Source organism: Stenotrophomonas sp. Bg11-02 (genome assembly GCF_002836635.1).
Classification (GTDB): domain Bacteria; phylum Pseudomonadota; class Gammaproteobacteria; order Xanthomonadales; family Xanthomonadaceae; genus Stenotrophomonas; species Stenotrophomonas lacuserhaii.
Genome location: NZ_PJAY01000046.1, coordinates 1 through 14,363, shown reverse-complemented (window position 1 = coordinate 14,363; position 14,363 = coordinate 1). Strand labels below are relative to the sequence as shown.

At 67.9% G+C, this 14,363-nt stretch carries 11 protein-coding genes and 1 pseudogene; 8 read left to right on the top strand and 4 right to left on the bottom strand.

Annotation, left to right across the window (positions count from 1 at the left end):
• Positions 1-90 precede the first annotated feature (90 nt).
• On the bottom strand, positions 91-546 hold the full coding sequence (locus CXG43_RS03085; protein ID WP_101098627.1) for a MarR family transcriptional regulator: 456 nt from the start codon (positions 544-546) through the stop codon (positions 91-93).
• Positions 547-704: 158 nt separating this feature from the next.
• Here CXG43_RS03085 and folE point away from each other — a divergent pair, with 158 nt between their 5' ends.
• From folE to CXG43_RS03065, 4 genes and pseudogenes are all read left to right on the top strand, one after another.
• Complete coding sequence (gene folE / locus CXG43_RS03080; protein ID WP_101098626.1) at positions 705-1,316, top strand: GTP cyclohydrolase I FolE; 612 nt, start codon at positions 705-707, stop codon at positions 1,314-1,316.
• 94 nt (positions 1,317-1,410) lie between these two features.
• A complete protein-coding gene (locus tag CXG43_RS03075; RefSeq protein WP_101098624.1) occupies positions 1,411-2,880 on the top strand; it encodes a DUF3375 domain-containing protein in 1,470 nt (489 codons plus the stop codon).
• Positions 2,881-2,977: 97 nt separating this feature from the next.
• Positions 2,978-3,568, top strand: a pseudogene (locus CXG43_RS03070) (DUF4194 domain-containing protein); the annotation flags it as partial.
• 16 nt (positions 3,569-3,584) lie between these two features.
• Positions 3,585-6,971, top strand: coding sequence for an SbcC/MukB-like Walker B domain-containing protein (locus tag CXG43_RS03065; protein ID WP_101098621.1), 3,387 nt, complete (start codon positions 3,585-3,587; stop codon positions 6,969-6,971).
• A 50-nt stretch (positions 6,972-7,021) separates the two neighbouring features.
• Here the strand turns inward: CXG43_RS03065 and CXG43_RS03060 are convergent, their stop codons facing one another.
• A complete protein-coding gene (locus CXG43_RS03060) occupies positions 7,022-7,795 on the bottom strand; it encodes a TSUP family transporter (protein ID WP_101098619.1) in 774 nt (257 codons plus the stop codon).
• 91 nt (positions 7,796-7,886) lie between these two features.
• Here CXG43_RS03060 and CXG43_RS03055 point away from each other — a divergent pair, with 91 nt between their 5' ends.
• From CXG43_RS03055 to CXG43_RS03040, 4 genes are all read left to right on the top strand, one after another.
• Entirely contained in the window at positions 7,887-8,276 is a 390-nt protein-coding gene (locus CXG43_RS03055) for a YchJ family metal-binding protein (protein ID WP_101098617.1), read from the top strand.
• An 87-nt stretch (positions 8,277-8,363) separates the two neighbouring features.
• The gene (gene egtB / locus CXG43_RS03050) at positions 8,364-9,620 is read left to right on the top strand and encodes an ergothioneine biosynthesis protein EgtB (protein ID WP_232767564.1); all 1,257 of its coding nucleotides are present in this window, start codon (positions 8,364-8,366) and stop codon (positions 9,618-9,620) included.
• Between the two features lie 10 nt (positions 9,621-9,630).
• Entirely contained in the window at positions 9,631-10,611 is a 981-nt protein-coding gene (egtD, locus tag CXG43_RS03045; RefSeq protein WP_042612179.1) for an L-histidine N(alpha)-methyltransferase, read from the top strand.
• A 44-nt stretch (positions 10,612-10,655) separates the two neighbouring features.
• Positions 10,656-12,830, top strand: coding sequence for a lytic murein transglycosylase (locus CXG43_RS03040; RefSeq protein ID WP_101098614.1), 2,175 nt, complete (start codon positions 10,656-10,658; stop codon positions 12,828-12,830).
• A gap of 53 nt (positions 12,831-12,883) precedes the next feature.
• Here CXG43_RS03040 and CXG43_RS03035 read toward each other — a convergent pair whose 3' ends face one another.
• Positions 12,884-14,071, bottom strand: coding sequence for a benzoate/H(+) symporter BenE family transporter (locus tag CXG43_RS03035; RefSeq protein WP_101098612.1), 1,188 nt, complete (start codon positions 14,069-14,071; stop codon positions 12,884-12,886).
• A 27-nt stretch (positions 14,072-14,098) separates the two neighbouring features.
• The coding region (locus CXG43_RS19385; RefSeq protein ID WP_232767562.1) for a hypothetical protein at positions 14,099-14,363 on the bottom strand (265 nt) is incomplete at its 5' end.

The window sequence follows — 14,363 nt, the reverse complement described above, 5'->3', positions numbered from 1 at the left end:
ATCGGGCTCAAGACGGGGGAGGGAACGGCAACAGCAACGGGCGAACGCCACCGACGTCTGCACGCCAGCGGCATCCCCCGGGAACAACGCTTACGTAATGCGATCGACCGCGGCGGACAGCAGCTGCCACACCTTCAGCACCGCGCGCAGCTCGTCCATGGACAGCTCGCCGAACACGTCCTGGCGCAGCCCGATCAGCTTGTGTTCCAGCTCGCTGACCAGTGCCTGGCCTTCGTCGGTCAGCCACAGCAGGTTGGCGCGGCGGTCGCTGGCATCGCATTCGCGGCGCACCAGGCCACTGGCAGACAGCTTGTCCAGCAGGCGCACCAGCGACGGGCCTTCCAGCCCCAGCTGCTGGGCCAGGGTGACCTGGCGGATGCCGCCGCCGGAGCGGCCGATCATCAGCAGCGGCATGGTGCAGGCAGTGGAAATGCCATGGCTGCCCAATGCGGTGTCGGCCAGGCGCTGCCATTGCCGGCCTGACTGGAGCAGGCCGGAGCTGAGCTGCATCTGCAGCCGGGTACGTTCGTCGAGTGAGGTGTTCATGGCAGATCGATAGGATACTACTAATTTCATTCCTATCAATAGGGCCGCCTGTGTCTTCCCTGAACCTGTGTTACTGCGCACGGCCTGCGAGTGCCGCGGCAGGACGGCTCCCCCTCGGGTCGGCTACCATGCTCGACCCCTCCGGGATGCAGTTCGCAATGAGCAACGACAACAATTCCAAGACGCCGCAGGGCGATGTTTCCCAGACGCAGGCCGAAGAGGCCGTGCGCACCCTGCTGCGCTGGGCCGGTGAAGACCCGACCCGCGAAGGCCTGCTGGATACCCCGCGCCGGGTCGCCGAGGCCTATGGCGACTGGTTCAGCGGCTACCGCGACGACCCGCGGGCCTACATGGAGCGCACCTTCGAAGAGGTTGCCGGCTACGACGAGCTGATCGTGCTGCGCGACATCGAATACGAAAGCCACTGCGAACACCACATGGCGCCGATCATCGGACGCGTGCACGTCGGCTATCTGCCGGCCGGCAAGGTAGTGGGCATCAGCAAGCTGGCCCGGGTGGTGGAAGCCTATGCGCGCCGCTTCCAGGTGCAGGAAAAGATGACCGCGCAGATCGCCCAGTGCATCCAGGACGTGCTGCAGCCGATCGGCGTGGGCGTGGTGGTCGAAGGTGCCCACGAATGCATGACCACCCGCGGCATCCACAAGCGCGGCGTCAGCATGGTCACCTCCAAGATGCTGGGCAGCTTCCGCGAAGACGCCCGCACCCGCGCCGAATTCCTGCGTTTCATCGAAGTCGGCGGCAAGCGCTGATCACGCTGCCTGTCCGGTGCCGGCCCGCGTGGCCGGTGCCGTTCCAGCCGCGCGCCCGACCGCCGCTGCACGCCTATCCGGATTCCCTCGCTGCATGAAGCATCGCGAACGCATCACCCGTTACCGCCACCTGCGCGAACAACCGCAATGGAAGCTGCTCGCCGCCGACCATGCGCCGGAGATCATCGGCCTGTTGCAGGGCCTGCTGATGGACGGCGAACGCACGCTGGCCGCGCCGGTGCTGCACGAGCGCCTGCAGCGCGCGCTGGACCAGCTCAACGGCGAAGAGCTGTCGCGTGAGCTGCCGCGCACCGCGCAGGCCTACGTGGCCCACTGGCTGGCCCAGGGCTGGCTGGAACGCCGCCTGCCCGAAGGCGCCGACCAGGAACAGTACGAGCTGTCCACCCAGGCGTTGCAGGCGATCCGCTTTGCCGACAGCCTGGAACAAAGCCGGGTTGCCGCCACCGAAAGCCGCCTGGCACTGGTGATCAACCAGCTGTCGCAGCTGGCCGCGCAGACCGAAGCCGATCCGGATGCGCGGCTGTCCGCACTACGCGACGAGCGCGACCGCATCGATGCGGAAATCGCCCGCGTCGGCGAAGGCCGCGTCGCCGCGCTGGATGGCAAGCGCGCGCTGGAACGCGCCCGCCAGATCATCGGGCTGGCCGACGAACTGACCGAAGACTTCCGCCGCGTGCGCGATGACTTCGAACGCCTGAACCGTGAGTTCCGCGAACGCATCATCGACGACGAAGGCGAGCGCGGCGACGTGCTGTCCAAGCTGTTCGAAGGCGTGGACGTGATCGGCGAGAGCGACGCCGGCCGCAGTTTCCAGGCCTTCTGGCGCCTGCTCAACGATGCCGAACAGAGTGCGCAGCTGGATGCCGCGCTGGAATCGGTGCTGGCGCGTGGGTTCGCGCGGCGCCTGGACCGCAACGAGCGCGCGTTCCTGCGCGGCTTCACCGGCACCATGCTGGAGCGCGGCGGCCAGGTCCACGATGTGCTGCAGCACTTTGCCCGCAGCCTGCGTGGTTTCGTGCAGAGCCGCGGCTACCTGGAACAACGCCGGCTCAACCAGCTGCTGAAACAGGCGCAGGCCGAGGCACTGGCCCTGCGCGATGATTTCCCCGCCCAGCGTTCGATCGGCCGCGACCTGCAGCTGACCACCAGCCGCCTGCGTTCGTGGTCGCAGTGGAAACTGCATGATCCACGCAGCGCCCAGGTCGATGGCAGCGTGCAGCGCAACGATGCCGCCGCGATCAGCCTGGAAAGCGTGGGCGACCTGGTGGCATCGTCCGAAATCGACTTCCGTACCCTGCGCCGCGACCTGCATGACCTGCTCGGCATGCAGCCGAAGCTGAGCATTTCCCAGGCCCTGTCGCAGCGCGAAGCGCCGCAGGGGCTGGGCAGCGTCATCGGCTACCTGTCGCTGGGCACACGCTTCGGCACCGTGGTGGAGGGCGAGCAGGAGCTGGCCCACTGGCGCGGTGGCGATGGCCAATGGCGGCGTGCCCGCATCCCGCTGGTTTGGTTCACCCAGGAGAAACGCCATGAGCTGGAATGAAGATCCGATCGAATCCTCCCGCCTGGGCGAGGGCGAGGATGCCTTCGACGCCGAGCCGGTGGTGGTCACCCCGTTGCCACGCCGCAACAATGACGTGCTGTACCTGGGCGATACCGGCCGGCTGCCGCAGGACGCGCGCCGCGCGCTGTGCCAGCTGCTGATCGGCCCGAGCATCGACCAGCAGCGCCACGCCAAGCTGTGGCCGGCGCTGCTGCGCAACGAAGCCGCCATCCGCACCTCCCTGTCCGACCTGTTCCTGGAACTGGTGCTGGACCGCGAGAGTGGCGTTGCCTTCACCCGCCAGGCCGATACCGAAGACCTGGATTCGCCGGTGCTGCTGCGCACCTCGCCGCTGACCTTCATCGACTCGGTGCTGCTGCTGTATCTGCGCCAGCAACTGGGCGAGGCCGATGCCCGCGGCAACCGCGCGGTGGTCGCCGATGCGGAGATGGCCGAGGCCCTGGCGGTATACGAAAAGAACCTGTCCACCGACCGCGCCGGCTTCAACCGCCGCGTGGCCGGTGCCGTGCAGAAGATGAAGGACAATCACATCCTGACCCGCCTGGCGGGCCAGGAAGACCGCCACGAAGTCTCTCCCGCATTGAAGCTGCTGTTCTCTGCAGAAGACGTCTCCGCGTTGTCGGCGGTGTACCGCCAGCTGCGCGAAACCCCGGCTGCCGAAGCCTGATCCCAGCGAGCACGCCATGGCCACTTCCAAGCACACTCCCGCCCTGTTCACCGAAGGCCTGCCGGACCCGCGCACGCAGCAGTTCCGCATGCGCCGCCTGCAGGTACACAACTGGGGCACCTTCAACGGCCTGACCGAAGTGCCGATCGCCGAGCGCGGCTTCCTGTTCGTGGGCCGCTCCGGCTCGGGCAAGTCGACCCTGCTTGATGCAATGTCCGCGCTGCTGGTGCCGCCGGCCATCGTCGACTTCAACGCCGCCGCGCGCGAAGCCGAGCGCAGTGGCCGCGACCGCAACCTGGTGTCCTACGTGCGTGGCGCCTGGGCCGACCAGCAGGACCGCGGCACCGGCGAGATCGCCACCCAGTACCTGCGCAAGGGCGCCACCTGGACCGCGCTGGTGCTGGAATACCGCGCCGGCGATGGCCGCGTGGTCAGCCTGGTGCGGTTGTTCTGGATCGCCGGCAACGGCGCCACCGCTGGCGATGTGCGCAAGCACTACCTGGTGGCCGAGCGCCCGTTCGACATCGCCAAGGACCTCGGCGGCTTCGACCTGGACCTGCGCAAGCTGAAGCAGAAGCTGGCCGACGTGCACCACTTCGACAGCTTCGCCGGTTACGCCGAGCGCTTCCGTCACCTGCTCGGCATCGACAACGAGATGGCGCTGCGCCTGCTGCACAAGACCCAGTCGGCCAAGAACCTCGGCGACCTCAACGTCTTCCTGCGCGACTTCATGCTCGATACGCCGAAGACCTTTGACGCCGCCGAACGGCTGGTCAACGACTTCGCCGAACTGGATGGCGCGCACCAGGCCGTGGTCACCGCGCGCCGCCAGGTGGAAACCCTGCTGCCGGCGCGCGAGCACTACGGCGAACTGAAGCAGATCAAGCGCCGCCGCAGTGACGATGAAGTGCTGAAGCTGGGCATCGACAGTTTCCGCGAGTCGCGCCGCCAGCAGTTGATCGATGCGCGCCTGCGTGAACTCGACACCCGCGACCGTGGCCTGCTGGGCGAGGAATCCCAGCGCCGCGCCGCGCTCGACAACCACACCGCCAAGCTGGGCGAGCTGGAGCTGCAGCGGCGCCAGCAGGGCGGTGAGCGGATCGAGGAACTGGAACGCGAACAGGGCCGCGCCGAAGCCGAGCGCGACCGTCGCCAGGCCAAGCAGGCCCAGGCCCGCGATGCCGCCGGACAGCTGCAACAGGCGCTGCCCGAGGATGCACATGGCTTCGCCGCACTGGTGGAACAGGCGTCGACCGAACTGCTGGACCGCAAGCGCGCCTCCTCGGCGCTTGATGATGCGATCAGTGAACGCTTGGGTGGCCGGCGCGATGACGAGCGCCGCTTCAGCGACGTGCGTGCCGAACTGGATGCCATGCAGCGCAATACCTCCAGCATCCCCGCGCCGCTGCAGAAACTGCGTGCACGGCTGGTGGAGGAAACCGGCCTGCCCGAGGCGGCGCTGCCGTTCGTCGGCGAGCTGATCCAGATACGCGAGGATGACCTGCCGTGGCAGGGTGCCATCGAGCGGGTGCTGTTCGGTTTCGCGCAGTCGCTGCTGGTCGACGACAAGCATTACAACGAAGTTGCCGACTGGGTGAACCGCACCCACCTCGGCATGCGTTTCACCTATTACCGCGTGCGTCGCAACGACGAGGCGTTCGCGCGTGACCCGTCGCCGCGTTCGCTGCTGCACAAGCTGGAACTGCGCGACCACGTGTTCGAAGGCTGGCTGCGGCGCGAGCTGGGCAAGCGCTTCGATTATGAGTGCGTAGACGCGCGCCAGCTGCGCAACGTCGACCGCGGCATCACCCGCGAAGGCCAGGTCAAGCATCCCGGCGACCGCTTCGAGAAGGATGACCGCAGCGCGGTGACCGACCGCCGCCGCTGGCTGTTGGGCTTCAACAACCGCGACAAGCTGGCCGTGTACGAAAAGGAAGCGCAGGAACTGGCGAAGCGGATCGCCGGCTGCGACGAAGACGTCGCGCGGCTGCGTGCGCAGCGCGATCTCGATAATGAGCGCCGCCTGGCCTGCCACCAGTTGGCCGGCATCGGCTGGGACGAGATCGACGTCGCCACCCCGCAGCAGCGCCTGGTCGACATCGAAGCAACCCTGCGCGACCTGCGTGAAGGCAACGCGGACCTGGAAAAGCTGGCGCGGCAGATCGACGCGGCGCGTTCGGACATCGAACAGGCGCGACGCACCTACGAAGATACCCGGGTCGAGCGCGGCCAGCTGGTGAAGGAGCGCGACCGCCTGGACCGCGCCCGCCAGCAGAGCCGTGCACTGGTGCTGCCGACACTGGGCGCCACCCAGGAAGCGGGCCTGCAGGAACGCCTGGAAGCGTTCGGTGCGCTCAGCCTGGAAACGCTGGAGGCGCACATGCGCCAGGTCAGCAACGCGCTGAACGAATCGCTGTCGTCCTCGCAACAGGACGTCAACCGGGTCGAGAACCAGCTGCTGGGCTGCTTCCGCCGCTTCGTGCAGGGCTGGCCGGAAGAATCCGGCGACTTCACCGTATCAGTGGCATCGGCCGATGATTTCCTGGCCCGCCTGGAGCGTCTGGAACGCGACGGCCTGCCACAGCACGAGGAACGTTTCTTCGACCTGCTGCAGAACCAGAGCAAGAACAACCTGCTGGCCCTGCAGCGGCACAGCGCCGAGGCGCGCAAGTCGATCGGCCAGCGCCTGGATGAGGTCAACGCCAGCCTGGAACAGGTGCCGTTCAACCGCGGCACCCTGCTGACCATCGAGCTCAGCGACCGCCGCCTGCCGGAAGTGCTGGAGTTCCACCAGCACCTGCGCGAGGTGCTGTCCCAGCAGCAGACCGAACAGCGCGAACTGGCCGAAGCCCAGTTCGCCGTGCTGCGCCAGCTGGTCACCCGGCTGGGTTCGTCCGAAGGCGAAGACAAGCGCTGGCGTGAGCTGGTGCTGGACGTGCGCATGCACGTGGAGTTCATCGGCGTGGAACTGGATGCCGCCACCCGCCAGCAGGTCGAGATCTACCGTAGTGGCGCCGGCAAGTCCGGTGGCCAGCGGCAGAAGCTCGCCACCACCTGTCTGGCGGCAGCGCTGCGTTACCAGCTCGGTGGCGCCGATGGCCAGCTGCCGAGCTACGCTGCGGTGGTGCTCGATGAGGCCTTCGACAAGGCCGACAACGAGTTCACCGCGTTGGCGATGAACATCTTCGACAACTTCGGTTTCCAGATGGTGGTCGCCACCCCGCTGAAATCGGTGATGACGCTGGAGCCGTTCATCGGCGGCGCCTGCTTCGTGGAGATCAGCGGCCGGCACGATTCCGGCGTCCTGCTGATTGAATACGATGAAGAAGGAAAGCGCCTGAAACTGCCCGAACGCAGCCGCCAGCAGGCCAACGAACCCGAGCCCGAACAAGCCGACGCGTGATGCTGCGGCAACGGTGGCGCCGAGCCATGCTCGGCGAGCGCAGCGGGGTGTCAGGCAAACGTATCCCACCCCATCCGCGCGATCAGCACCACCACCAGGCCCACGAACAGCTTGCGGATGAACGGCGTTCCCCCGCGCAAGGCCAGCCGCGTGCCCACCACCGAGCCCACGATGTTGGCCACCGCCATCGGTACGGCGAACAGCAGCAACACGTTGCCGGTGGGCACGAAGAACGAAAGCGCAGCGAAGTTGGTGGACAGGTTGACCACCTTCGACGCCGCCGAGGCGCGCAGGAAATCCAGCCCGAAGAAGCGTACGAACAGGAAGATCAGGAAGCTGCCGGTGCCCGGCCCGAAGAAGCCGTCGTAGAAGCCGATCGCCGCACCGATCCCCAGCGCGATCACCAGCTCGCGGCGGCCCACCTCGCGCGGGCCGTGCAGCGCCCCGAAATCCTTCTTCCACAGCGTGTAGCCCAGCATCGCCACCAGCAGCACCAGCACCAGCGGGCGCACCGCATCCTTGGGTAGCAGGCTGACCGCCGTCGCGCCGAGGAACGAAAAGATGAAGGCCGTGGCCGCGGCGAACAGCACCGGTCGCCACGGGAAGCGCACGTTGCGCGCATAGCGCCAGGCCGCCGCCCCGGTCCCGAAGGCCGAGCTGAACTTGTTGGTGCCGAACAGCAGGGCGGGGGAGTGCTGCGGCAGCACCGTGAACAGTCCCGGCAGCTGCACCAGCCCGCCGCCGCCGACCGCCGCATCGACCAGACCGGCAATGAAGGCGATGGCCACCAGCCACCAGAGTTCGGGGGGGATCATGTCCAGCACGGATCAGGCCTGCAGTAGGGGGCCGACAGGATACGCCCACCCCGCCGTGGCCCGCCGGTCCGCCGCGCACCGGCCGTGCAAAAATAGCGGCATGAGCCAGACTGCCCCCGATACCTGCCCCTGCGACCTCGGCAAGCCCTACGCCGACTGCTGCGGCCGTTGCCATGCAGGCGAGCCGGCGGCCGATGCCGCGACCCTGATGCGCTCGCGCTACAGCGCCTACGTGCTGCAGCGTGCCCACTACCTGCTCTCCAGCTGGCACCCCGATACCCGTCCGGCGGAGCTCTCCCTGGACGAAGCCCCCGGCCAGCGCACCCGGTGGCTGGGCCTGACCGTGCATGAGCACCAGCAGGACGGCGACCGCGCGCAGGTGCGCTTCACCGCGCGCTACCGCATCGGCGGCGGCAGTGCGGTCAAGATGACCGAGCACAGCCGCTTCCAGCGCATCGACGGGTACTGGTTCTACCTGGACGCGCTGTAGCAGCCCGGCCGCGGCCGTCGATGACGTGGTCCTCACCGCGGCTGACCCAAGCTTCCTGTCGTGAACAGCCTGCTCGCCACCGCCCCCGTGAACCCTTCCCGCCATGCCGCCCTGGCCGACTTCTACGTCCACGTGCGCCAACGCAGCGTAGCGCTTGCTGCCCCGCTCAGTGCCGAAGACGCGATGGTGCAGAGCATGGCCGACGCCAGCCCCACCAAGTGGCACCTTGCCCACACCACGTGGTTCTTCGAACGCTTCGTGCTGGGCACGCAGCGGGGCTACCAGCCGCTGCAGCCCGACTGGCATTTCCTGTTCAACAGCTACTACGAAACCATCGGCCCGGCACACGCGCGGCCGCAGCGTGGCCTGCTGTCCCGGCCCAGCCTGGAGCAGGTGCGCGATTACCGCGAACGTATCGATGGCCAGGTGCTGCGCCTGTTGCACGACGGTGTACTGGCCGATGACACGCTGGACCATCTTCAGCTCGGCCTGCACCACGAACAACAGCATCAGGAACTGCTGCTGACCGATATCAAGCACGCGCTGTGGAGCAATCCGCTGCAGCCGGCCTACCGCGATGACCTGGCCACCGTGGCCGGCGCCGCCACGCCGCTGCAGTGGATCGACAGCCCGGAGCGCATCGCGTGGATCGGCGCCCATGCCTGGCCCGCCGATGCCGATTTCGCCTACGACAACGAATCCCCGCGCCACCGCGTGCTGGTGCCTGCCCATGCGCTGGCCAACAGGCCGGCCAGCAACGCCGAGTTCGCCGCCTTCATCGCTGATGGCGGCTACCAGCAGGTGCAGCTGTGGATGAGCGAGGGCTGGTCGTTGAACCAGGCCCAGCAGTGGCGTCATCCGCTGTACTGGGATGACGCGCTGGAGCGCGAATACACCCTCGGCGGCTGGCGTGCGCTGGATCCGCACGCGCCGGTCTGCCATATCAGCTATTACGAAGCCGATGCCTACGCCCGCTGGGCCGGCGCGCGCCTGCCCACCGAGTTCGAGTGGGAAGCGTCTGCCAGCCAGCACGCCCCTGACGGCCATTTCGTCGACGACGATCGCCTGCATCCGTCCGCGCCACGCGGAGCGGATGGCCTGCAGCAGCTGCACGGCGATGTCTGGGAATGGACCAGCAGCGCCTACGGCCCCTATCCCGGTTTCGCCACCTTCCCGGGCAGCCTCGGCGAATACAACGGCAAGTTCATGTGTGGCCAGTGGATCCTGCGTGGCGGCAGCTGCGCCACGCCACGCGGCCACGTCCGCGCCAGCTACCGCAATTTCTTCGACCCCTCCGCACGCTGGCAGTTTTCCGGCGTGCGCCTGGCAAAGGCCCTTCAATGAGCAACGTCGCATGAGTACCGTACACGCCGCGCGCCAGGCGCTGACCGACCTGACCCCCAGCCGCGAGCGGGTGCTGTCCGACGCCATCGCAGGCCTGTCAGCGCAGCCGCCGCGGCTGCCCTCGAAATACTTCTACGATGCAGCGGGTTCGGCCCTGTTCGAACAGATCACCCGCACGCCGGAGTACTACCCGACCCGGACCGAGCTGGCGTTGCTGGAACAGTCGCTGCCGCGTATCGCGCAGAAGGTCGGTCCGCGCGTGCACGTGGTGGAGCTGGGCAGTGGCAGCGGCCGCAAGACCACGCTGCTGCTGGAGGCGCTTGACGGACCGGTGGCCTACACCCCGATCGAGATCTCGCGCGCCGCCCTGCTGTCGAGCATCGACCACCTGGCACCGGCCCATCCGGACATCGAGATGCTGCCGGTCTGTGCCGATTTCACCCAGCCGGTAGACCTGCCCGAGCCCGAAGAAGAAGCCGCGCGGCGCCTGCTGTTCTTCCCCGGCTCGACCCTGGGCAACTTCGAGCACGATGAAGCGGTGGTCCTGCTGCGCGCCATGCGCCAGACCATGGGCGAAGACGGACTGGCGCTGATCGGCGTGGACCTGCACAAGGACACCGCTACGCTGGAAGCGGCCTACAACGATGCGGCCGGAGTCACTGCCGCCTTCACCCTCAACCTGCTCAAGCGCCTCAACCAGCAGGTCGGCAGCGATTTCGACCTGCAGGCTTTCCACCACCGTGCACGCTACAGCGTGCCGCGGCTGCGCATTGAAACCCAGCTGGTCAGTGACCGCGACCAGGAGGTGACCCTTGATGGCCACCGGTTCCGGTTCGCCGCAGGCGACGCCATCCAGGTGGAATACAGCCACAAGTACACCGATGAAAGCCTGCAGCAGCTGCTCGATGCGGCCGGGCTTGAGGTGATTGGACGCTGGGACACCGTCGCGCCACAACCGGCCTTCGGCCTGCGCCTGCTGCGTCGCCGCTGATTCTTCAGTGCCGTTATGATGCAGGGGCCATGGCGGCACGGAGGATGACCATGACCACCCGCTCGCTGATCCTGCTCGCCACGTTGCTGGCCAGCCCGCTGGCGACCGCGCAGCAGCCCGATCCCGCATTTGCTTCCTGCCTGTCGACCCTGCAGGCCAGCGCGGCAGGGCAGGGCATCCCGGCCGAGCGCTTCAGCGCGCTGATGGCCGGCGTGCAGCCGGATCCTTCCGTGCTGGAGCTGCTGGATGCCCAGCCCGAGTTCACCACGCCGATCTGGGATTACCTGGCTGCGCTGGTCGACGAACAGCGGGTGGACGACGGCCGCGCCATGCTGGCCCAGCACCGCGCACTGCTGCAGCAGGTATCCGCCGAGTACGGCGTGGACCCGGCCACCATCGTGGCGGTGTGGGGCGTGGAAAGTGATTACGGCCGCGTGTTCGGCAAGCGCCCGTTGCTGCAGTCGTTGTCCACGCTGTCCTGCGCGGGCCGGCGCCAGTCGTTCTTCCGCGGGGAACTGCTGTCACTGCTCAAGCTGATCGACCGGGGTGACCTGCGCGGCGAGGGCCTGGTGGGCTCCTGGGCCGGTGCCTTCGGGCATACCCAGTTCATGCCGAGTACCTATGCGCGTATCGCGGTGGACGGTGATGGCGATGGCCGCCGCGACCTGGTGGGCAGCATCCCCGACGCGCTGGCCTCCACTGCGAATTATCTCAAGCGTGCCGGCTGGCGCAGCGGGGAGGCGTGGGGCATGGAAGTCCGCGTACCCGCTGGCTTCAGCGTCGCGCAGGCCGGACGCACCCAGCGCCGGTCGCTACCGGCGTGGAAAGCGCTGGGCGTGACCACCCTGCAGGGCGAGGCCATCACAGCCGCCGGGCTGCCCGCCGACGCCCGCGCGGCGCTGCTGCTGCCGGCCGGAAACACCGGACCGGCGCTGCTGGTGTTCCGCAACTACGACGCGATCTACAGCTACAACGCGGCAGAGAGCTACGCGCTGGCCATCGCCACGCTGGCTGACCGGCTGCGTGGCGGGGCCGGCCTGGCAACCGCCTGGCCCACCGATGATCCGGGCCTGGGACGCCGCGAACGCCGCCAGCTGCAGGCGCTGCTGGCCGCGCGCGGGCACGACATCGGCCAGGTCGACGGCATGATCGGCACTGCCAGCCGCCGCGCCATCCAGGCCGAGCAGCAACGCCTGGGATGGACGCCGCTGGATGGACGCGCCGGCCGCCGCATCCTGCAGGCATTGCAGGCCGAGCCAGCCACTGTCGCCGCGCCGGCCGCCAGCCGCTTCATCCTTCCTTCCAACTACAACACGCTGGTGCAGTCGCCAGCGGTGCGGAGTGCATCCAAGGTGCAACAGATCCAAGGCGTGACCAGTGGCCAGTTCCAGGGGCTTGATGCGTGGCTCATCCAGACCCCGCAGGGCAGCGCGGCGATCAGTGTGTTCGGCGGCCAGCTGCTGTCCTTCGTGCCCACCGGCGGTCAGGACGTGATGTGGCTGTCGCCCCGTCGCGCTGGACTGCCGACGCCGATCCGCGGCGGCAGCCCGGTGTGCTGGCCGTACTTCGGTCGGCAGGGACAGTCCAATGAGGTGCCCGCACATGGCTTCGTGCGTACCCTGCCGTGGGAGTTGAAGCAGGCGCGCGCGCTGGCCGACGGCAGCATCGAGCTCACCCTGGCACCACCGGTGCTGGACAACCTGTCACTGCGCCTGCAGATGGTGGTGACCATCGGGGCGACCCTGACCCAGCGGCTGATCACCGACAACACCGGCACCGCGCCGGCGACGATCAGCCAGGCGCTGCACAATTACTTCCGCGTCGGTGACGCCGGGCGCGTGGACGTGGAGGGCGTAGACGGCCTGGACTACCTGGACAAGTACGAGAACTACGCCCAGGCGCGCCGCCAGCAGGGGCCGTGGAACCTGCGCGATCCGCGCGATCCCGGCCGCAGTGACCGCATCTATACGCAGGCCGGGGGCCGCTACGTACTGCACGATCCGGTGTTGAAGCGACGCATCACCCTGCAAACGCAGGGCAGCCGTTCGCTGGTGGCCTGGAACCCGGGGGCAGAGGCGGCCGCCAGGATGGCCGACGTCGGTGATGGCTGGCGCGACTACATCTGCCTGGAAGCGGCCAACGCGGGCCCGGACGTGGTGAAGATCCCGGCCGGCGGCCGCCACGTGCTGCAGCAGACCCTGTCGGTGCAGCCGCTGTAACAGGCCTGCATGGTCGATCCGCGCAACGCCGTCGCGCCTCGGCGCAAGCTGGCCTACGCCAGGACCCGCGGGCGCAGCACCAGCAAGGTCACCGCGCCGGCCACCAGTCCCCAGAATGCCGAGCCGATCCCCCACAGGGACATACCGGACGCGGTAGCCAGGAAGGTCACCAACGCGGCCTCACGGTCGCGCTCCACTGCCAGTGCGGTTGCCAGGCTGTTGCCGATGGTGCCCAACAACGCAATGCCGGCCACGCAGGCAATCAGTTCCTTCGGGAAGGCAGCGAACAGCGCAGCCACCGTGGCCCCGAACACACCAACGACGATATAGAAGGCACCCGCCGCCATGGCAGCGGTGTAGCGTCGGGCCGGATCCTGGTGTGCCTCGCGGCCCATGCAGATCGCCGCCGTGATCGCGGCCAGGTTCAATGCGAAAGCACCGAACGGCGCCAGCACCGCGTTGACCACGCCGATCCAGCCGATCAGTGGCGACACCGGTGCCTGGTAACCCGAAGCGCGGATCACCGCGACCCCGGGAATGTTCTGCGAGGCCATGGTCACCACGAACAGGGGCAGCGCAACGCTGGCCACCGCCGCCCAGCTGAGCCGTGGCGTGGTCCATACCGGCAGCGCGAGCTGCAGTTCAATGCCCTGCAGGTGCAGCTGTCCGGTGCCGAGCGCCACCGCGATGCCCACCATGAGGGTGGCAATCACCGCATAGCGGGGCAGCAGGCGCCGCGCCAGCAGCCAGCTGCCGAACATCGCCAGCGCCATCAGCAGCTGTGTCTGCATGGAGACGAAGACCTCCAGCCCGAAGCGCAGCAGCACGCCCGCCAGCATGCCGGCGGCCAATGCCATCGGCACGCGCTCCATCAGTCTGGCGAACACCCCCGAGAACCCCAGCACCGCGCCGAGCACGGCAGCCAGCAGGAAGGCGCCGATCGCCTCAGGCAAGCTGACGCCGCCGGCACCCACCACCAGCATCGCTGCGCCCGGGGTGGACCACGCGCTGACGACCGGGATCCGGTAACGCAGCGACAGGCCGATGCAGGTCACGCCCATGCCCAGCCCCAACGCCCACATCCAGGACGCGATCTCCTGCTGGTCCGCCCCCACGGCCTGGGCGGCCTGGAACACGATCACCGCCGAACTGGCGAACCCCACCAGTACGGTAATGAAGCCGGCGACCACGGCGGGCAAGGAGAGGTCGCGCCACCATGCGCGCGTGGGGACTGCATCCATTGTCGTGTTGATCCGGAGGGGTAGCGTTCATTGATACCTGCTGCGCTGCCGTGCGCGCAACGCGTGCAGGAGCGCGTGCAGCACATGCGCTGTCATCAAATTGAAAAAAGGTGTTGACGAATCCTGCAGGATCTCTACAATTCGCTCCCTCGCTGCAACGCAACGATTTCTTCGGAAACCAGAGCGGAAACAGCACGCCACCACCGCCGAACGATTCAATCGAACGAAGGTGTTGACGGACTGAAAAAGTCCGGCATAATAGGCGGCTCGCAACGACGAAACGCCTTCGGGC